General features: G+C 69.6%; 19 protein-coding genes. 11 read left to right on the forward strand and 8 right to left on the reverse strand.

The genetic code is table 11. The features are described from left to right. Positions 1-32 precede the first annotated feature (32 nt). The 3 genes from RF645_RS06540 to mmsB form a co-directional block, all read right to left on the reverse strand. Positions 33-1478, reverse strand: a complete 1446-nt coding sequence (locus RF645_RS06540) for a GntP family permease (RefSeq protein WP_204783240.1) — start codon at positions 1476-1478, stop codon at positions 33-35. 117 nt (positions 1479-1595) lie between these two features. Next, a complete protein-coding gene (locus RF645_RS06545) occupies positions 1596-3095 on the reverse strand; it encodes a CoA-acylating methylmalonate-semialdehyde dehydrogenase (protein ID WP_278856024.1) in 1500 nt (499 codons plus the stop codon). Between the two features lie 45 nt (positions 3096-3140). Beyond that, positions 3141-4052: a 3-hydroxyisobutyrate dehydrogenase gene (mmsB, locus tag RF645_RS06550; protein ID WP_204782536.1), complete on the reverse strand. Its 912-nt coding sequence runs from the start codon at positions 4050-4052 to the stop codon at positions 3141-3143. 121 nt (positions 4053-4173) lie between these two features. Here mmsB and RF645_RS06555 point away from each other — a divergent pair, with 121 nt between their 5' ends. Then, positions 4174-5061, forward strand: a complete 888-nt coding sequence (locus RF645_RS06555) for a LysR family transcriptional regulator (RefSeq protein ID WP_239546515.1) — start codon at positions 4174-4176, stop codon at positions 5059-5061. Positions 5062-5083: 22 nt separating this feature from the next. On the opposite strand, the gene RF645_RS06560 is transcribed toward RF645_RS06555, so the two are convergent. Genes RF645_RS06560 through RF645_RS06570 form a run of 3 tightly spaced genes read right to left on the reverse strand, consistent with a single transcriptional unit; the run spans position 5084 to position 6544 of the window. Continuing rightward, the gene (locus RF645_RS06560; RefSeq protein WP_235444547.1) at positions 5084-5842 is read right to left on the reverse strand and encodes a GntR family transcriptional regulator; all 759 of its coding nucleotides are present in this window, start codon (positions 5840-5842) and stop codon (positions 5084-5086) included. A 4-nt stretch (positions 5843-5846) separates the two neighbouring features. After that, complete coding sequence (locus RF645_RS06565) at positions 5847-6317, reverse strand: PTS glucose transporter subunit IIA (protein WP_006215396.1); 471 nt, start codon at positions 6315-6317, stop codon at positions 5847-5849. Further along, positions 6314-6544, reverse strand: a complete 231-nt coding sequence (locus RF645_RS06570; protein WP_006215397.1) for a glucose PTS transporter subunit EIIB — start codon at positions 6542-6544, stop codon at positions 6314-6316. Before RF645_RS06570 ends, RF645_RS06565 begins: the two co-directional genes overlap by 4 nt. Before the next feature lie 175 nt (positions 6545-6719). Between RF645_RS06570 and RF645_RS06575 the strand changes: the two genes are divergently transcribed. The 8 genes from RF645_RS06575 to RF645_RS06610 all read left to right on the forward strand — a co-directional run bounded on the left by RF645_RS06575 (position 6720) and on the right by RF645_RS06610 (position 14400). Further along, entirely contained in the window at positions 6720-7985 is a 1266-nt protein-coding gene (locus RF645_RS06575) for a PTS transporter subunit EIIC (protein ID WP_058871583.1), read from the forward strand. 1 nt (position 7986) lies between these two features. Further along, positions 7987-8739, forward strand: a complete 753-nt coding sequence (nagB, locus tag RF645_RS06580) for a glucosamine-6-phosphate deaminase (RefSeq protein WP_144421577.1) — start codon at positions 7987-7989, stop codon at positions 8737-8739. Next, the gene (gene nagA, locus RF645_RS06585) at positions 8736-9872 is read left to right on the forward strand and encodes an N-acetylglucosamine-6-phosphate deacetylase (RefSeq protein ID WP_368818809.1); all 1137 of its coding nucleotides are present in this window, start codon (positions 8736-8738) and stop codon (positions 9870-9872) included. The genes nagB and nagA overlap by 4 nt, the downstream gene beginning before the upstream one ends. 40 nt (positions 9873-9912) lie before the next feature. After that, positions 9913-11118, forward strand: coding sequence for a PLP-dependent aminotransferase family protein (locus tag RF645_RS06590; RefSeq protein WP_368818810.1), 1206 nt, complete (start codon positions 9913-9915; stop codon positions 11116-11118). Between the two features lie 124 nt (positions 11119-11242). Beyond that, on the forward strand, positions 11243-11593 hold the full coding sequence (locus RF645_RS06595) for a PH domain-containing protein (RefSeq protein ID WP_231861284.1): 351 nt from the start codon (positions 11243-11245) through the stop codon (positions 11591-11593). Positions 11594-11911: 318 nt separating this feature from the next. Then, the gene (locus RF645_RS06600) at positions 11912-12757 is read left to right on the forward strand and encodes a hypothetical protein (RefSeq protein ID WP_368818811.1); all 846 of its coding nucleotides are present in this window, start codon (positions 11912-11914) and stop codon (positions 12755-12757) included. Between the two features lie 200 nt (positions 12758-12957). Next, entirely contained in the window at positions 12958-13623 is a 666-nt protein-coding gene (locus RF645_RS06605; protein ID WP_024289416.1) for an excalibur calcium-binding domain-containing protein, read from the forward strand. Positions 13624-13944: 321 nt separating this feature from the next. Beyond that, entirely contained in the window at positions 13945-14400 is a 456-nt protein-coding gene (locus RF645_RS06610) for a class F sortase (RefSeq protein WP_231861285.1), read from the forward strand. A gap of 107 nt (positions 14401-14507) precedes the next feature. On the opposite strand, the gene RF645_RS06615 is transcribed toward RF645_RS06610, so the two are convergent. Further along, positions 14508-14858, reverse strand: coding sequence for a hypothetical protein (locus RF645_RS06615; protein ID WP_259871792.1), 351 nt, complete (start codon positions 14856-14858; stop codon positions 14508-14510). Continuing rightward, on the reverse strand, positions 14858-15523 hold the full coding sequence (locus tag RF645_RS06620; protein WP_368818813.1) for a hypothetical protein: 666 nt from the start codon (positions 15521-15523) through the stop codon (positions 14858-14860). Before RF645_RS06620 ends, RF645_RS06615 begins: the two co-directional genes overlap by 1 nt. 152 nt (positions 15524-15675) lie before the next feature. Here RF645_RS06620 and RF645_RS06625 point away from each other — a divergent pair, with 152 nt between their 5' ends. Then, a complete protein-coding gene (locus RF645_RS06625; protein ID WP_235444548.1) occupies positions 15676-16470 on the forward strand; it encodes a CDP-alcohol phosphatidyltransferase family protein in 795 nt (264 codons plus the stop codon). Positions 16471-16475: 5 nt separating this feature from the next. Further along, a complete protein-coding gene (locus tag RF645_RS06630; RefSeq protein ID WP_368818814.1) occupies positions 16476-17516 on the forward strand; it encodes a phosphatidate cytidylyltransferase in 1041 nt (346 codons plus the stop codon). Positions 17517-17518: the final 2 nt, after the last annotated feature.

The following is a 17518-nucleotide window of genomic DNA, read 5'->3' on the forward strand; positions in this document are numbered from 1 at the left end:
AGAGCCTAGTCAGCTCCGCCGGCAGTCCGGATTCAGGCGAACGTGAGGTACGCGGCGATCAGGGCGGCGGTGACCAGCACCGGAATGACCAGGGTGATCACACCGACATCCTTGTAGGACTCGCGGTGCGTCATCCCGCAGACCATCAGCAGGGTGATCACTGCGCCATTGTGCGGCATGGAGTCGAGCCCGCCAGAGGCCATGGCGGTGATGCGGTGCATGATCTCAAGGCTGATGCCCTGCTCGGCCGCCTGCTGCGCCAGGTCTTCGCCGAACGCGTTCAGCGCGATCGTCATGCCGCCAGATGCCGACCCAGTCACGCCGGCGATCACCGAGGTGGAGACTGCGGAGGAGACCAGGGCGCTGTCTGAGATCCCGAAGATGCCGTCCCGCACCAGCGCGAACGCACCCAGGGAAGCGATCACGGCGCCGTAGCCCACTTCGGAGGCTGTGTTGAAGATGGGCAGCAGGGCGTTGCGGGCGCCGTCGGCGACCCCACCCACCAGCCACTTGGCGTCCTTGAGACTGAGCACCAGGATGCTCACAGCCGCCAGGAACAGAGCGATGAGCACGGCCCAGACCCCGGCGCGCTCGTCGACGGTGACGCCGCCGAAGCGCTCCTCCTGCAGGTAGCCCCAGTCCAGGGCGGGGAACAGCAGGATCGTGCAGCCGAAGTTCACGGCGAAGACCAGCAGCACGGGGATGAAGGGGACGACGTGGTTCGGCGGCGTCAGGGACTCTGAGCCGCGCGACGGGCTGCCGGACATCACGACCGACTGGGCCTGTGTGCTGACGTCTGCGTCGGCCCCGCTGCGCCGCTCCAGAGCGGTGAGATCCGCGAAGCTCTCCCCTGCGCCCATGAGGCGGCGCTTGCGGTACTCGAGCCAGACCATGCCGAGCGCGAAGATCGCGGTACCGCCGATGACGCCGATCAGTGGTGCAGCGAACGACGTGGTCTGGAAAGCCTGCGCAGGGATGATGTTCTGCACCTGGGGCGAGCCGGGCAGCGCCGTCATGGTGAAGGTGAGCATGCCGTGGGCGATCGTGGCGGGCAGCAGTCGTCGGGGGATGTCGGCCTCGCGGAACAGCTCGCGGGCCAGTGGGAACATCACGAACACCACGACGAACACGCTGATGCCGCCGTAGGTCAGCAGACCCGTGGTGAGCACGGTCGTCAGCATGGCCTGACGTGAGCCCAGACGGCGGGTCATGGTCTGCGCGATGTCGGTGGCGTAGCCCGACATCGTCATCAGCTTGCCGAAGATGGCCCCCGTGAGGAACATGGGGAAGTAGCTGGTGATGAAGCCGCCGAGCGCTGGCATGAAGATCTCGGTGTATGAGGCCAGCAGCGGGGCCTGCGAGAACAGCATGGCCACGATCGCGGCGGTGGGCGCGGCGATCACGACCGTCACGCCCCGGTAGGCCAGCGTGATGAGCAGCGCTAGGGATACGAGGATCCCGATAATCCCGAGGACCATGGTGTTCTCCTGCTTCTTCAGGCTCGCTACGGCGGCGGGACGACGAGCCGCCGCCGGGCCCCCGGGCATGAGGTGCATGCTCGGGGCGCTGGCGGCGGCTCGCGCCGACGCGCGCGGTCAGTTCGTGGGGAATCCCAGGTCGATCTGCGACTCGCTGGGCTCCGGCCACCTGGTCGAGACGACCTTGCGTCGCGTGTAGAAGTTGAAGCCCTCCGGGCCGTACATGTGGGTGTCGCCGAACAGCGAGTCCTTCCACCCGCCGAAGCTGAACGCGCCCACCGGCACCGGGATCGGGACGTTGACCCCGACCATTCCGACCTCGATGTCGAATTCGAACTCGCGGGCGGTCTTGCCGTCGCGGGTGAACAAGGCAGTGCCGTTAGCGAAGCGGCTGGAATTGATCAATTCGACGGCCTCGTCGTAGTTCTCGACCCGCACGACGCACAGCACCGGGCCGAAGATCTCGTCGTCATAGACCTTCATGCCCGGGCGCACGTGGTCCAGCAGCGAGACGCCGGTGAAGTATCCGCCGCCTTCGAACTGCTGGTCGCGGCCGTCGAGGACGACTTCCGCGCCCTCGTCGGCGGCACGTGCCACATAGCCCGTCACTCGCTCAAGGGCCTCGGCGGAGACCAGCGGGCCCATCTCCGAAGAGGAGTCTGTGCCTGGGCCGATCGTGAGCTTCTCGGCGCGTTCGCGGATCTTCTGCACCAGGTCATCGGCGATGCTGCCGACTGCGACCACCACAGACACAGCCATGCAGCGCTCGCCAGCGGATCCGTAGGCGGCCGAGACCGCGGCATCAGCGGCGGAATCGAGGTGGGCGTCGGGCATGACGACCATGTGGTTCTTGGCCCCGCCCAGGGCCTGGACGCGCTTGCCCTGCTCGGCGGCCTTCACATAGATCGACTGGGCGATCGGGGTCGAGCCGACGAATGAGATCGCTTCGATCTGCGGATGGGTGATCAGCTCATCGACGGCCACGCGGTCCCCCTGCACGACGTTGAGCAGGCCGTCGGGCAGACCGGCGTCCTTGAAGGCCTGGGCGATCAGCAGCGAGACCGAGGGGTCACGCTCCGAGGGCTTGAGGACCACCGCGTTGCCGGCGGCCAGGGCTGTAGTGGCCATCCACAGCGGGATCATCGCGGGAAAGTTGAAAGGGGTGATGCAGGCGACGACCCCTACAGGCTGGCGGACCTGGTGGACATCGATCCCGGTGGACACCTGCTCCGCGTATTCGCCCTTCAGGTGATGCATCAGTCCGGTGCAGAAGTCGACGTTCTCGAGACCGCGGGAGATCTCACCGGCGGCGTCCGAGAGCACTTTGCCGTGCTCGGAGGTGATGGCTGCGGCCAACTCCCCCTGGCGCGCCAGCAGGATCTGACGGGCCTTGAAGATGACCTGGCTGCGCTTGCCCAGGCCCACCCGGCGCCATGCGCGCTGGGCTTCTGCTGCGCTGCGCACGGCCTGATCCACCAGGGCAGGATCGGCGAGCGCGACGTCCTTCTGATGCACTCCTGTGGCCGGATCGAAGACGGGACTGCGGCGAGCGGAGTCCTCCAGCACGCGGCCGTCGAGGAAGTGCCCGATCACGGGGAGCGTCTGTGTCTCAGTCATGTGTCTGCCTCTCTGCGGTGACTCGGATGTGGTTGTCGTTCAGGGTCAGCCGGAGTAGCCCGGGGCAGAGCCGTCTGGGGAGACGAACTTGGTGATCAGGGTGCAGTCCATATCGCCCAGGCCCTCGTCCATGAGCTGCTGGAACTGGCTCTGGGCCAGCTTCGCGCCTGGCAGATTCAGTTCCGTGAGCTCGCCGGCGTCCAGGGCCAGGGTGATGTCCTTCAGGGCCAGGTCGGCGCGGAAGGTCGCGGCGTAGTCGTTGTTCGCGGCTGCGGAGTCCACCACACCGGGCACCGGATACCAGGTCTGCTGTGCCCATGAGCATCCGGAGGAAGCCGAGACGATGTCCCAGAAGACCTTCGGATCCAATCCCATGCGTTCGGCCAACTGGGAGCCCTCGGCTGCGGCGATGACGTTGATGAACAGCATCATGTTGTTGCAGATCTTGGCCGCAGTGCCATTGGTGGGCCCACCCGCGGCAATGGTCTTGCCACTCATGGGCTCGATGTGCCCGGTGGCCCGCTCGACGTTCTCGGGGGAGCCGCCGAGCATGAAGCCGAGGGTGCCGGCGGCCGCGCCCGAGATGCCGCCTGAGACCGGGGCGTCCACGAATGCGAAGCCGCGCTTCTCGGACTCGTCGTGGGTGAAGCGCGAGGTCTCGATGTCGACGGTCGAGCTGTCGATCAGGAGGGTGTCGGTGCTGGCGTGAGCCCAGATTCCGTCGTCGCCGTCATAGGCCTCGCGGACGTGCGCGCCTTTGGGGAGCATCGTGAAGACAGCGTCGACGCCATCGACGGCCTCGGCGATGCTGCCGACGGGCTGCACCCCTTCGGCCTCGGCGCGTGCCAGGACCTTCTGGTCCAGGTCGAAGCCGCGCACGGTGTGCCCTGCCTTGACGAGATTGCTGGACATGGGACCGCCCATGTTCCCGAGGCCGATCCATGCGTAGATGCTCATCGTGATCCACTCCTTCGCCGTGATGTGTCCCAGATCACGTTAAAGATCCACTTCTGTGCGGACAATGAGGTTCTGCCAGGCAGAATTGCACTTGGTGTGTGCGTATATGCACACTGTCGTCATGAAGTGGGATGGCGCGGCTCAGCATCTGGACGGGATCGTGGCCTTCCTGGCTGTGGCGCGACTGGGGCGGTTGACCGCCGCAGCCGAGTCGATCGGGGTGAACCATTCGACCATCTCCCGTCGGATCGCGGCCCTTGAGACCTCTCTGGGCGGGCGCTTGCTGGTGCGCACTCAAGGGGGCTGGGAAGTCACGGAGCAGGGGCGGCAGGCACTGGGGGCCGCGGAGCGGATCGAGGAAGCGCTCGCGGAGCTGGCCGCGGATTCGTCGTCTGGTCGCCTCACAGGAATGGTTCGCGTGAGTGCTCCGGAGGCCTTTGCCTCGTGGCTGGCCACCCCCGCACTGGCGCAGCTGCAGAATGACCATCCCGACGTCAGCGTGGAGCTGGTGAGCGCGACGCAGCGGGCTCGGCAGTACCGCACGGGCCTGGACCTGGAAGTGGTGGTGGGCCGGCCTCACGTGCACCGCGCCGAAGCCTCGTGGCTGCGGGACTACTCGCTGAACCTCTACGCCACGCGCTCCTACCTCCAGCGCTCGGGTACCCCACGGTCACTGGTGGATCTGGGTGAGCACCGTCTGAACTACTACGTCGAGTCCATGCTCGCGATCGACGACCTGGACAGGGCCACGGAACGGTTGCCGCCCATGCCTCGCGGAATCGCCTCCACGAGCGTCCACTCGCACTTGGCGGCCACGCTGACAGGCTCCGGCATCGGCCTGCTGCCGGACTTCGCCGTGGCCGATGAGCCGCGGCTCATGCGGGTGCTGCCTGACGAGTTCTCGTGGCGGCTTTCCTACTGGGCGGTCGGCCGCCAGGAGGCGGTGCGCAATCCGCTCGTCCAACAGGCCTACGTCGCGCTGCGCGGCGACCGGCCGACGACGGGATGAGGTTGGGGCCGCACGCGCATGCTCAACCCGTGACCTCCATGGACAGCTGGTAGCGGTCGCCGCGGTAGACGGAGATCGAGTACTCGATGGGGATCTCGCCGTCCGCGCCCAGGCTGAAGGAGCGGCGGTGGAACACCAGAACGGGCGCCCCGGGGGCGATGTCCAGCAGCTGGGCGTCCTCCGGGGACGCGCCGGCGGCCTGCACCGTCTGCTCTGCACGGGTGATCCCGACTCCGGTCTCGGCGAGCATGCCGTAGAGCGAGGCGGACCAGTCCGTCTCCATCGGCAGCACACCCTCGGGCACCCAGCAGTCGTCGACGCTGACGGGGGTGCCGTTGCCCAGGCGCAGACGCCGGATCCTCAGGGCCCGCGCGGCACCGAGGTGCGCGGCGGCGGTCGGCGGAGCGTCCTCTTGGCTGAGCAGGACCGGCACGGTCGAGGGCGCGAGCCCTGCGGTGCGCATGTCCTCGTGGAAGGAGGCCAGATGCAGCCGAGAGCGGGCAGGGGACGGGGCCACGAAGGTGCCGCGTCCGTGCTCGCGCACCAGCAGCCCGTCGCGCACGAGCTCGGCGATCGCGTGCCGCACGGTGATGCGCGAGACTCCGTGCTCCTGCTCGAGTCGCCGCTCCCCGGGCAGCTGATCGCCGGGGGAGAGTTCCTGCGTGATCAGGCGCGCCAGCTCCGCACGCAGGCGCTCGTGCTTGGCCGCCGGGGCCTGGTCCTGCGACGAAGGCGGCGACGCCTGCCGTTGCGGCAGCGACTGCGCGTCCGGAGCGGTCACGGCATCACGGCGCGGGCTGCAGTGCGAACAGAGGACCCAGAGCCTCGACGTGCGCGCCGGCAGCCGCTTCCAGCTCGAGGCGCTCGGGCGCAGTGTCCATGGCCACGACCGGAGTGCACAGGCTCAGTCCGGCCTCGCGCACCACGGCGGCGTCCACGCGCAGCATCGGATCTCCGGGCTGGACCGCCTGCTTCTTCTCGACCAGCACCTCGAACCCCCGGCCCTTCAGGCCCACGGTGTCCAGACCGACGTGGACCAGGATCCCGGTGCCATCCTCGGCGATCAGTGCGATCGCGTGCGGCATGGCCTTGAGCACCGTGCCGGCCACGGGGGCCACCACCTCGACGGTCGCGGCGTCGTCGGCGGGCATGAGCGCCAGGCCGGCGCCCACCATGCCCTGGGCGAAGACCGGATCCGGGACTTCGTCGAGCCCCATGATCCGCCCCGCGAACGGGACGCGGATCTGGAGGCTCACAGCAGGTCCTGGATGTCCTCGGCCAGGTTCTCGGCCTCGGGGCCCACCACGACCTGGACGATGCCGCCGGAGACCATGACGCCGTGGGCGCCGGCCGCCTTCAGCGCGGGCTCGTCGATCACGGAGGAGTCCGCGACCTCGGTGCGCAGGCGCGTGATGCAGCCCTCGATGTCCTCGACGTTCTGGGCGCCGCCGAGCGCTCGCAGGATGTCCTCGGCCTTCGACATGGTGTCCTCCTGGTCTCTGCCCGTCCGGCGGGCGTCGGGGCCCGGCTGTCGGGCATCGGGATCGCGGGGGAGCGGATGCTCCCAGGTCATTGACAGGTTCGCATGAGGTCGCGCACAGTGTCACCCATCACTGGTCATAACCAGTAGGGCAGAACGATACGGAGCGAGGAACCCCATGTCCACGGCGAATCCGGCGGCCGCGGCCGGCGACGGGGCAGGCGCGAGCCAGCCCGAGAAGAAGCCCTCGCGGGCCATGCAGCAGCTGCAGCGCTTCGGACGCAGCCTCATGCTCCCCATTGCCGCGCTGCCGGCGGCGGGCATCCTGCTGCGCCTGGGCCAGGACGACATGATCGGTCGGTTCGAGAACAGCGAGCTGCTGATGGGCGTGGCTGCGGTGCTGGCCGGGGCGGGCGACGCGCTGTTCGCGAACCTCGGCTACCTCTTCGCGGTGGGGCTGGCCTTCGGCTTCGCCAAGAAGGGAGACGGCTCCGCCGCGATGGCCGGTCTGGTCGGCTACCTGGTGCTGCTCGGCGTGTTCGATGCCATGGCCCCGATCGTGCTCGGCGCGCCGGAGGAAGGGGCGGAAGACCCTGTCATCAACTACGGCGTGCTCGGCGGCATCCTGGTCGGCGTGATCGCCGCCAAGCTGTGGGAGCGCTATCACCGCATCAAGCTGCCGGACTGGCTCGGGTTCTTCGGCGGGCGCCGCTTCGTGCCGATCGTCGTGGCCGCCATCTGCGTGCCCCTGGGCGTGGTCATGGCGCTGGTCTACCCGTTCTTCGACGCCGGCCTCACCTGGCTCAGCGATGCCGTGGCGCAGAACGCGGTCGTCGGCGGCGGCATCTACGGCGTCATCAACCGGCTGCTGATCCCTCTGGGCCTGCATCACATTCTGAACTTCCCCCTGTGGTTCCAGATCGGCGAGTACGACGGCGCCCACGGCGATATCTACCGCTTCTTCGCCGGTGATCCCTCGGCGGGCATCTTCACCACCGGCTTCTTCCCGATCATGATGTTCGCCCTGCCCGCAGCGGCCCTGGCGATCTACCACGAGGCCAAGCCGAAGAAGAAGAAGGTCACCGGCGGCATCATGCTCTCGATGGCCCTGACCGCGTTCGTCACCGGCATCACCGAGCCGCTCGAGTTCTCATTCATGTTCGTGGCCTGGCCGCTCTACCTGATCCACGCCGTGCTCACCGGCACGTCGATGGCCCTGGTCAACGCCCTGGACATCCACATGGGGTTCAGCTTCTCCGCCGGCGGGATCGACTACCTGATCAACTTCGGCCGGGCGCAGAAGCCGCTGCTGCTGGCGCTGATCGGCATCGGCTACGCGGTGGTCTACTACGTCCTCTTCCGCTTCGTGATCCGCAGGTGGAACCTGCGCACCCCGGGGCGCGAGGACGAGTCCGTGGACGCCGAGATGCAGGGAAAGGTCTGACGTGCTGCGGGTCGTCGTGGTCGAGTCGCCGCAGCGCGCCGGCGAGCTGGCGGGAGAGGCTGTGGCCGCCGTCGTCGCTGCGGCCGAGCGTCCGGTGCTGGGGCTGGCCACAGGCTCCAGCCCGCGGCCCGTCTACCGCGACCTGGCCCGCAGGGTCCACGACGGCAGCCTCAGCCTGGCGCGCACCCGGGCCTTCCTGCTCGACGAGTACCTCGGCCTGTCGAGCGAGGATCCTCGGTCCTACCGGGCGGAGATCGAGCGGGAGGTGGTCGAGCGAACCGACCTGCCGAGTGCGGCAGTGCGCGGCCTGGACGGTGCCGCCGAGGACGTCGAGGCCGAGTGCAGCGCCTATGAGCGGACCATCCGCGGCGCCGGCGGGATCGATCTGCAGCTGCTGGGGGTCGGCACCGACGGGCACATCGGCTTCAACGAGCCGGGCTCTGCGCTGGATTCGCGCACCCGCCCCTTGGAGCTGGCCCCGCGCACGCGGCAGGACAACGCCCGCTTCTTCGGCGACGATGCGGAGCAGGTTCCCACGCACTGCCTGACCCAGGGCATCGCCACGATCCTGGAAGCGGGCGAGCTGCTCCTGCTGGCCTTCGGGGACTCGAAGGCGGAGGCGATCCGCCAGGCGGTCGAGGGCCCGGTTACCGAGCGCTGGCCGGTCACCGCGCTGCTGCGCCATCCGCACGCGACCGTGGTCGTGGATCGGGCCGCGGCCTCCCTCCTGGAACGGGCAGACTCTTCGGCATGACCGAGCGCATCTTCCACTCCACGACCGTCGTCCTGCCCAGTGGTCCTGCCCGCGAGGCCTGGGTCGGGCTCGACGGGGAGCGGATCTCCTCCGTTCTCGAGGGGGCATCGACTGCCGATCTCGGGGGCGCGCCCGTCGAGGAGCTCGGCGACCGCATGCTGGCGCCCGGCTTCGTGGACCAGCACGTCCACGGCGGTGGGGGCGGTGCCTTCTCCGATGGTCCCGAGGGGGCGGCAGCCGCATTGAGCGCGCACCGCAGGGCGGGCACCACGACGTCGATGGCATCCCTGGTCACCGACACGATCGACAGCCTCGAGCAGCAGATTCGCGCGCTCGTGCCGTTGGCGCGGGCGGGGGAGCTCGCGGGGATCCACCTGGAAGGGCCGTGGCTGGCCGAGTCCCGCTGCGGGGCCCACACCCCGGAGCTGCTGCGGGACCCGCGCCGAGAGGACCTCGAGCGCCTGCTGGCCGCGGGGAAGGGCACGATCCGCATGGTGACCCTCGCCCCCGAGCGCAAGGGCGCCCTGGACGCGGTCCGGCTGCTCGCCGATCGGGGCGTGATCGCCGCGATCGGGCACACCGACGCCGATGAGGAGGTCGTCGGGCGGGCTCTCGAGGCCGGAGCGAGCGTGGCGACCCACCTGTTCAATGCCATGCCCTCGATCCATCACCGCACGCCAGGGCCCATTCCGCGTCTGCTCACCGACTCGCGTACGACCGTCGAGCTGATCGCCGACGGCGTCCACGTCCAGCCGTCCGTGCTGCGTCTGGCGATCGAGGCCAGTGCCGGTCCCTGGCTGCTGATCACCGATGCCATGGCCGCTGCCGCCGCTCCGGACGGTGCCTACCGCCTGGGGCCGCTCGACGTCGACGTGGTGGACTCCGTGGCTCGCATTCGCTCCACGGGAGCGATCGCCGGCTCGACCCTGACCCTGGATCGCGCCGTCCGCTTCGCGATCCAGGAGGTGGGGATCGACCCGGCCGACGCCGTCCGGGCGGCCTCTCAGACGCCCGCGGACCTGCTGGGACGGCCCGACCTGGGCCGTATCCAGGCCGGCGCCCGGGCCGATCTGGTCGTACTGGGCGACGACAGGACGGTCGAGCGGGTGATCCGCGGAGGCGTCGATCTCTGAGGTCACGGGCACGGGGGGCGGCAGTGGGATGATCGGAGTCATGACCGATCAGTCCTCCCCCTTCACCGGATTCCCCGTCTCGCCCGTCTATGACGGCATGACCTCGACCGCCGTGCGCGATCTGCTCGACGTGCTCTCCGTCTCCGGCGTCATCTCGTTCGCCGGGGGAGCTCCGGCCGCCGAGTCCTTCGAGATCGACGACGTCCGGGAGTGCTTCGACTGGGTCTTCGCGAACCGGGGCGCCAAGGCCCTGCAGTACTCGTCGACCCCGGGGGAGCCCGAGCTGCGCGAGCAGGCGGCCCGCCGCGTCTCGCGCACGCTGCCCACGACCGCGGATCAGATCCAGATCACCACGGGCTCGCAGGAGGCCATCTACCTGGTGGGCCACGCGATGCTGCGCCCCGGGGACGTCGTGCTCGTCGAGCGGCCCACCTACCTGGCCGCGGTCCAGGCCTTCGCATCCTCCGGCGCGCGGCTGATCGGGATCCCCTCAGACGACGACGGCGCCCAGCCAGAGGCGCTCGAGGAGCTGATCCGCGAGCACGACCCGCGCTTCGTGTACCTGATCCCCACGTTCCAGAACCCGTCGGGCGTGTCCATGCCAGCTCAGCGCCGTCGTGAGATCGCCGAGGTCCTGCTGCGCACCGGGGCCCCGCTGGTCGAGGACGACCCGTACGGCGAGCTGCGCTTCGAGGGCGAGACGGCCCCGCAGATCGCCGCGTTGCCCGGGATGGCGCGGCAGACGCTGCTGCTGAACTCGATGTCCAAGATCATGTCCCCGGGCATCCGCGTGGGCTGGATCCGCGGCGAGGGCCCCATCATGAACACGCTGTCGATCGCCAAGGAGGCCATGGGCCTGCACTCCTCGGTCGTGGATCAGCTGGCCGTGGCCCGCTACCTGGAGCACTACGACGTCGACGCCCACGTGGCCGAGGTCGCTGCGCTGTACCGGGGGCGCCGCGACGCGATGGCCGCAACGCTGCCGTCGATCCTCCCGGAGGGCGCCACCATCACCCGTCCGGAGGGCGGCATGTTCCTGTGGGCCACCCTCGGCAACGGGATCGACACCACCGCGCTGCTGCCCATGGCCGTGCAGGAGGGCGTCGCGTTCGTGCCCGGGGCGTCGTTCTTCGCCCACGACCCGGACCGCACGACCATGCGGCTGTCCTACGTGACGAACCCGCCGGAGGTCATCGACGAGGGCGTCGAGCGGCTCGGGCGGGCGCTGCAGCGCTGGCGGGGCTGAGAGGCGGATCTCGATGCGGGGATGCATCCGAAACATCCGGAGCATAGGTCACCCTTGCATGAGACGATGAGGACGCCCAGAGTCCCACTGCCGGGGCCGGCTCAGACGCGCGAGGAGATGTTCGGTGCCCGAGTTCACGTTCATGCGGGAGATCCAGATCCCTCAGGACATCTTTCCCCTCCTGATCCAGGGGGAGCAGCCCGTCTGCGCCTTCGCCACGTTCCGCGACGGCTCCGTGTTCACCAACAAGCGGCTGATCCTGCGCGATGTCCAGGGGATGACGGGCAACAAGGTCCAGGTCATGTCGCTGCCGTACTCGCAGATCGTCTCGTGGGCCTCGGAGAACGCCAGCTCCTTCGACATGGACTCGGAGCTGACGCTGAACACCCGCGCCGGGATCTTCAAGCTCAACCTGCGCGGCGGGATCGACGTCCGCGCGCTCGACAACCTGATCGCGCAGGTCGTGCTGGTCTGACCCTCTTCCCCATTGCCGAGTGGATACTCAGTTGCGCTGACCATGCGAACAGCGCAACTGGCTGACCACTCGACAGGGGTGAGGACGGGCGGTCCCGTGCGCTGCACAGCGCACAGGGCCGCCCGTTCTTCGTCCGCGACGCGGGGTGGTTCCATGCGTTTGCGTATGTTATCGAATCGTGAGCGTCACATAGCGATCGTTTTGCAAACGTGATCGAATGTGCGGTCGCACAGTGGTTTGCTTCAGCTACTGGGGCCGCCGCACCCGCGACAGGGCCTCAGAACTTCCGTTCACCACCCAGACACCGGGAGCTCTGCCATGAAGAAGACCACCGCCACCACTGCCCTGGCCGCCACCATCGGCCTCTCCGCTTGGACCATGACCGCTGCATTCGCCGTCGCGCCCGCACCTGCGCCTGCCGATCCTGCCCCTGTGGCCGCGCCTGCTGAGGCTTCCCCCGAGGATGTCCAGGCGCCCCTCGAAGACGGCATCGTCGACGAGTCGGGTGCCACGGCACCCGCCGCGGAGGAGATCGTCATCCCCGACTGGGCCCGCGACCTGGAGAACAACGTCTCCTGCGCCGATGCCGTGGGCACTCCGTACCAGGACAACGTCCTCAAGCCGGGCTGGCCGTCGATCCTCGATGCCGACGGCGACGGCATCATGTGCGAGTCCAATGGCGACGACGACGCCGCACGGGCGCCTTCGCTCGATCCGTGGGAGGGCGCTGGCCCGCCCCTCCCGGTCGGGTACGTGTACCCGAACTGCGACACCGCCTTCGCCGTCAGCGGCCGGCCCTACCCGTTCCCGATGTTCATGCAGTTCACGGGCCCTCACCTGGACATCGACGGCGACGGCATGGCCTGTGAGACTAATGGCGACGACGACGCGGCCTTCACCGGCGTGATCCACGAGGCCCCGCTGGTGACCGAGCCGGTCGCTCCGGCTCCGGCGCCTGAGACGCCCACGGGTGAGGCTCCGGCCGCCGAGGCCCCTGCCGCTGCCGCTTCGGCCGCGGAGGGCTCCCAGGTCGAGGAGGTTCCGGTGGGCGGTGCCGACACCGGCGTCTCCGAGTCGCCGAACCGCACGGGTCTGCTCGCCGGCGGAGCGATCGCCGCGCTGGTTGGCGGCGGGCTCCTGCTGCGCCGCGCGCGCCGGCACTGACCCGCTGGCAGGTCGGGGGGCTCGGTGTCCGGGGATCGCCGCTCAGCACCGAGCTCCTCCTTCCTGCGGGTGGGCTGCGTCACAGAAAGAAACCATGACGGGGCATTGGAAATGCACTGCTGGTCAGTGGTCAGATGACTCGGCATGTTGTTCGCGTTCGCGACGGCATGATCATTCATCTCACTCCAGAGGAGCCCCCCATGAAGAAGTTCGCAGCCGGCGCCGGCGCCACCGTCGTCGCCCTCGCCGGCCTGTCGGGTCTGAGCATCGCCCCGGCCGTCGCTGCCCCTGGCACTTTCGACAACTGCGCTGAGGTCTACGCGGCCGGGGAGTGGCGCATCTCCAGCGCGGACCCCAGGTTCACCCCGGGCCTCGACGGAGACGGTGATGGCTTCGGGTGTGACAACCCGAAATACCGCCCTGCGCAGCAGACTCCGGCGACCAGCACGCCCCAGAACCCGAGCGTGACCAGCCCGCAGGCCCCCGCCGCAGCCGATCCGGCCGCGGTGGAGCCGTGGACCTGGGACAACTGCTCGGAGGCCTTCGCCAACGGCGTCTCCAACATCCCGGCCGGCACCCCCGGCTACGGAACCCACCTGGACAGCGATCTGGACGGCATCGGCTGCGAGCTCGACGGCAGCGACGCCGCCGCCTTCCCGACTCCGGTCGACGGCAGCGCCGCCGATCAGGCCGCCAGCACGACTGCAGAGGCCTCGCAGGTCACCGAGGTCCCGACGGGCGCCGCCGAGACCGGTGTGCCGGTCAAGGCTGACTCGAACCCTGCTGGCACTGTCGGCCTGTCGGTGCTGGCGCTGGGCGCCCTGGCAGGCTCCGGCCTGCTGGTGCGCCGCGCCGTCAAGGCCTGACTGGCGCTGATCTCGGACCGGGGTCAACGCCTCGGTCCGCTTCCGGTGGCCGCGATGCCGTGAGGCATCGCGGCCACCGGGCCGCCCCCGCCGAGCCTGTCGGAAGGGATTTTGATCGCAGAGAGGATCACGACCATGAGGATCGTCCCGCCCGCTCGCCTGGCCGCGGCACTCGGTCTCGTCGTGGTCCTGAGCGGCTGTTCGGGCGGCGAGGTTCAGGACGATCGGTCTCCGGGGCCTTCTGCCTCGACGGCCTCCGCCGCCTCGACGACGCCCTCCGCGGCAACATCAGCGTCGTCGTCGGGCCAGGACCCCGCCGTCATGCCCGAATCCGCCCCCACGGCCGTGCGGATCCCGGCGATCGGCGCCGACTCCGAGCTGCTGCACCTGGGACTGCGGGACAACGGCTCGCTCGAGGTCCCGCCCACGGGTCCTGACTCCCCGGCCTCCTGGTACGACAAGTCGCCGACTCCCGGTGAGCTCGGGCCGTCGATCCTGCTGGGCCACGTCAACGAGGAAGACGGCAGCGACGGCGTGTTCGCGGGCCTGCGCGATCTGCAGCCCGGCGATGAGATCCAGATCGAGCGCGAGGACGGCTCCACGGCCACCTTCGCGGTCGACTACGGCGAGGCCTACCCCAAGGACGACTTCGCCACGGACAAGGTCTACGGCAACACCGACGACTCCCAGCTGCGCCTGATCACCTGCGACGGCTACGACCCCGAGACCGGGCTGTGGGACGACAACTACGTCGTCTACGCCACGCTGACCCCCTGACCCCGCGCCGAGTGGATGCTCAATTGCGCTGTTCGCCCCGATAGCGCAACTGGGTATCCACTCGGCGGGGGAGGTGGGGCGGACCGGCTTAACCACGCACCCGGGGCTCAGAGCTCGAGCAGCATGGTGCCCTCGGCGGCCGTCGAGACCTCCGGGATGCCCTCCGCCACGAAGCCGTACCCCGGGTCCTGTTCCGGCAGGTGCAGCGCCCATGCGGCACCGGCCCATTCGTAGGTCGGCAGGGTCGCGATCGGCATGGCGACCACACCGAAGTCCCCGCGCTCGAGCACCAGGCGCGTGTAGTGCGCGAACTCGGGGCGACGATCGATCTCTGTGGGCTCGAAGCGCGGACCCTGCCAGTTGACGTTGCCGAGCGTCGCCTCACGGAGGATGGCCGGCGCCTCGTCGGCTTCGAGCGGCCGGACCGTCAGACCGGTGAGACGTGACTGCGGCAGCATCAGGCGGCCCCGCCGTCGAGCCGCTGGGGGGAGGAAGCAGAGGATTCGCGGCCCACCGAGCGGAAGAACCACGTGTAGAACGCGGTCCAGCCCAGGAGGAAGATCGCCAGCTCGACCGCGCGCGGGGAGACGCCCAGCAGGCGCGGCAGACCGCGACCGTGAGCGCTGAGCCCGCTGCGCCGCGCGAGTGCGGCGATGCCCGAGATCGCTCCGGTGACCGGCATGAAGCGAGCCAGCCGAGCGGGGGCGGTCCAGGCCGCGAGGCCGCTCAGCGGCATCGTCTGCGCCCCGGCTGAGCGGGCGTAGAGCTTGTACGGGGTGCCGGTGAACGGGCCGATCATCATGGCGGGGAATCCGCGATCGCGCATCTGCGCGTCCACTTTGGCGACCATCGCGGGGCTGATCGCTGGGATGCGTGCCGCCAGGGCGGCCGATCGCCCGGGGTCGGTTCCTGCGGCCCAGCGGTGGACCACTGCCCCGCCGAGGGCGGCTCCCGCCGTTGCGGTGAGGGTCAGCGCCTGAGCTCGTGCCGGGCGGCGCAGCCCCACGGCGGAGGTCCAGGCGTCGGGGACCACGAAGAACACGGTGGCCTCCGCGAAGCCCCAGGTGAACGCGACCCCGTGCTGGAACAGGGCCCATCCGATCCCGCGGCGCTGCTCGCTCATGTCCGCATCCTGCCAGCTGCAGCACGCGTCGGGGAGGAAAGGCTGGACTTCCAGCGTCATGGGTGGTCAGATTGCATGATCCGCCATATATTCATGATGGCAAACACTCCGCGGCGGGCCCGCGGAATCCTGGCCCAGGAGGCGCAGTGAGCATGTCCTCGCAGGAACCGCGCGATGACCCGAGTGCCCATACCGAGTCCGACGGGGCAGCCGCCACCGGGGAGCGGACCATGCGCCGCGAGATCCCGCAGCGCAGCACGTCCTGGGCGCGGGCGGCGGCAGCGGCCGTCGGGCGCACGGGGATCACGCCGAACATGATCTCCTCGGCCTCCGTCGTCGTGGCCGCGATCGGGTGCGCGGCCCTCGTGGGCTCGGGGTGGGCGGTGTACCTCCACGACGACGGGGTGCGGGCGGCGCTGCTGATTATCGCCGCGCTCATGGCCCCGCTGCGTCTGCTGCTCAACATGCTCGACGGCATGGTCGCCGTCGAGGGCGGCAAGCAGTCCCCGGTCGGCGATCTCTACAACGAGGTCCCTGATCGGCTTGCCGATCTGCTCTTCCTGGCGGGGGCCGGCTATGCGGCCGCTTCGATCCACGGAGGGATCACGATCGGCTGGGTCGCCGCCTCGCTGGCGGTGCTGACCGCCTACGTCCGCTCGCTCGGAGCCGCGCAGGGGCTGTCGAATCACTTCGACGGGCCCATGGCCAAGCCGCGGCGCATGTGGCTGCTGATGCTCGGCTGCCTGCTCTCGCTGCTGGAGCCGGCGCTGCTCGTCCCTATGGGCCTTCCGCGGGGCTCGGTGCTGGGCGTCGTGCTGGGTGTGATCGCACTCGGCTCGCTGGCCACCGTCGTGATCCGGCTGCAGCTGATCGGCAGTGATCTGCGGACAAGGGCCGCCGGGGCCGAGGGCGTGCCCGGCGCCGCGCCCGGTGGACAGGAGTGCTGAGCGGCATGGGGATCGCCATGATGCCTGCGGGGATGCTCGGTGCGGGCTGGCTGCCCGAGCGGGTCGGCATGATCGGCGGGGCGGCTGCGTGGCTGCTGCTGGGCGCCGTCGTCGTCCTGGTCCTGGCCTCGATCGCCGTGCTGGCGATCTCCGCCCGGCTGCCGGCGCCCAAGGAGGGCTTCAGCACGGAGCTGCGGCAGCGGACCTGGGCCTGGTGGTACATGATCGGCGTCCTGGGGGCTGCGCTGCTGCTCGGGGAGACCGTGACGCTGCTGCTGTTCGCGGTGCTGTCCCTGCTGGCGCTGCGCGAGTTCGCCGCCCTGCTGCCGGATCGACGCCATGACCGCACGGCGCTGATCTGGCTGGGCATCATCACCCCGCTGCACTACTGGTTCCTGTGGGAGCACTGGTATGGGATGGCGGCGATCTTCATCCCGGTCTACGCGTTCCTGTTCCTGCCCGCGGTCGCGGCGCTGCAGGGGCGCACGGAGCACTTCCTGTCCCGCGCCGCCTCGCTGCAGTGGGCCCTGATGGTCTGCGTGTACGCGGTCTCCTACGTCCCGGCGCTGCTGCAGCTGCCGGTGGCGCTCGCGGAGGGGAAGACGGCTGCCGAGGGCTCGGCACCCGGCTCGGGCGGCTGGCAGGGGGCGGCACTGATGCTGTTCCTGGTGATCGTGGTCCAGGGCTCCGACGTCCTGCAGTACGTCTGGGGCAAGACGCTGGGCAAGCACCCGGTGGCGCCGTCGGTGAGCCCGAACAAGACGTGGGAGGGGCTGATCGGTGGAGTCCTCTCCGCCACGGCGCTGGGAGCTGCGCTGTGGCGGGCGACCCCGTTCGCGCCGTGGCAGGCGGCGCTGCTGGCGCTGGTCAGCTGCGTGATGGGCTTCGCGGGAGGTCTGGTGATGTCGTCGATCAAGCGGGATCGCGGCGTGAAGGACTTCGGCGCGGTGATCCCGGGCCACGGCGGGATCATGGATCGCTTCGACTCGCTGGTCTTCGCCGCTCCGGTCTTCTTCCACCTGGTGCGCTTCTTCTTCTCCCCCTGACC

The sequence above is a fragment of the Kocuria sp. CPCC 205260 genome, from assembly GCF_040981045.1.
Lineage (GTDB): Bacteria > Actinomycetota > Actinomycetes > Actinomycetales > Micrococcaceae > Kocuria > Kocuria palustris.

Coding starts and splice junctions, on each gene's coding strand:
- RF645_RS06615 (WP_259871792.1), bottom strand. CDS start 14,858: ATGCTGCCGCAGTCACGTCTCACCGGTCTGACGGTCCGGCCGCTCGAA.
- RF645_RS06575 (WP_058871583.1), top strand. CDS start 6,720: ATGTCCACGGCGAATCCGGCGGCCGCGGCCGGCGACGGGGCAGGCGCG.
- RF645_RS06605 (WP_024289416.1), top strand. CDS start 12,958: ATGAAGAAGTTCGCAGCCGGCGCCGGCGCCACCGTCGTCGCCCTCGCC.
- RF645_RS06545 (WP_278856024.1), bottom strand. CDS start 3,095: ATGACTGAGACACAGACGCTCCCCGTGATCGGGCACTTCCTCGACGGC.
- RF645_RS06625 (WP_235444548.1), top strand. CDS start 15,676: ATGTCCTCGCAGGAACCGCGCGATGACCCGAGTGCCCATACCGAGTCC.
- RF645_RS06590 (WP_368818810.1), top strand. CDS start 9,913: ATGACCGATCAGTCCTCCCCCTTCACCGGATTCCCCGTCTCGCCCGTC.
- RF645_RS06570 (WP_006215397.1), bottom strand. CDS start 6,544: ATGTCGAAGGCCGAGGACATCCTGCGAGCGCTCGGCGGCGCCCAGAAC.
- RF645_RS06610 (WP_231861285.1), top strand. CDS start 13,945: ATGCCCGAATCCGCCCCCACGGCCGTGCGGATCCCGGCGATCGGCGCC.
- RF645_RS06540 (WP_204783240.1), bottom strand. CDS start 1,478: ATGGTCCTCGGGATTATCGGGATCCTCGTATCCCTAGCGCTGCTCATC.
- mmsB (WP_204782536.1), bottom strand. CDS start 4,052: ATGAGCATCTACGCATGGATCGGCCTCGGGAACATGGGCGGTCCCATG.
- RF645_RS06620 (WP_368818813.1), bottom strand. CDS start 15,523: ATGAGCGAGCAGCGCCGCGGGATCGGATGGGCCCTGTTCCAGCACGGG.
- RF645_RS06555 (WP_239546515.1), top strand. CDS start 4,174: ATGAAGTGGGATGGCGCGGCTCAGCATCTGGACGGGATCGTGGCCTTC.
- RF645_RS06630 (WP_368818814.1), top strand. CDS start 16,476: ATGGGGATCGCCATGATGCCTGCGGGGATGCTCGGTGCGGGCTGGCTG.
- nagA (WP_368818809.1), top strand. CDS start 8,736: ATGACCGAGCGCATCTTCCACTCCACGACCGTCGTCCTGCCCAGTGGT.
- RF645_RS06600 (WP_368818811.1), top strand. CDS start 11,912: ATGAAGAAGACCACCGCCACCACTGCCCTGGCCGCCACCATCGGCCTC.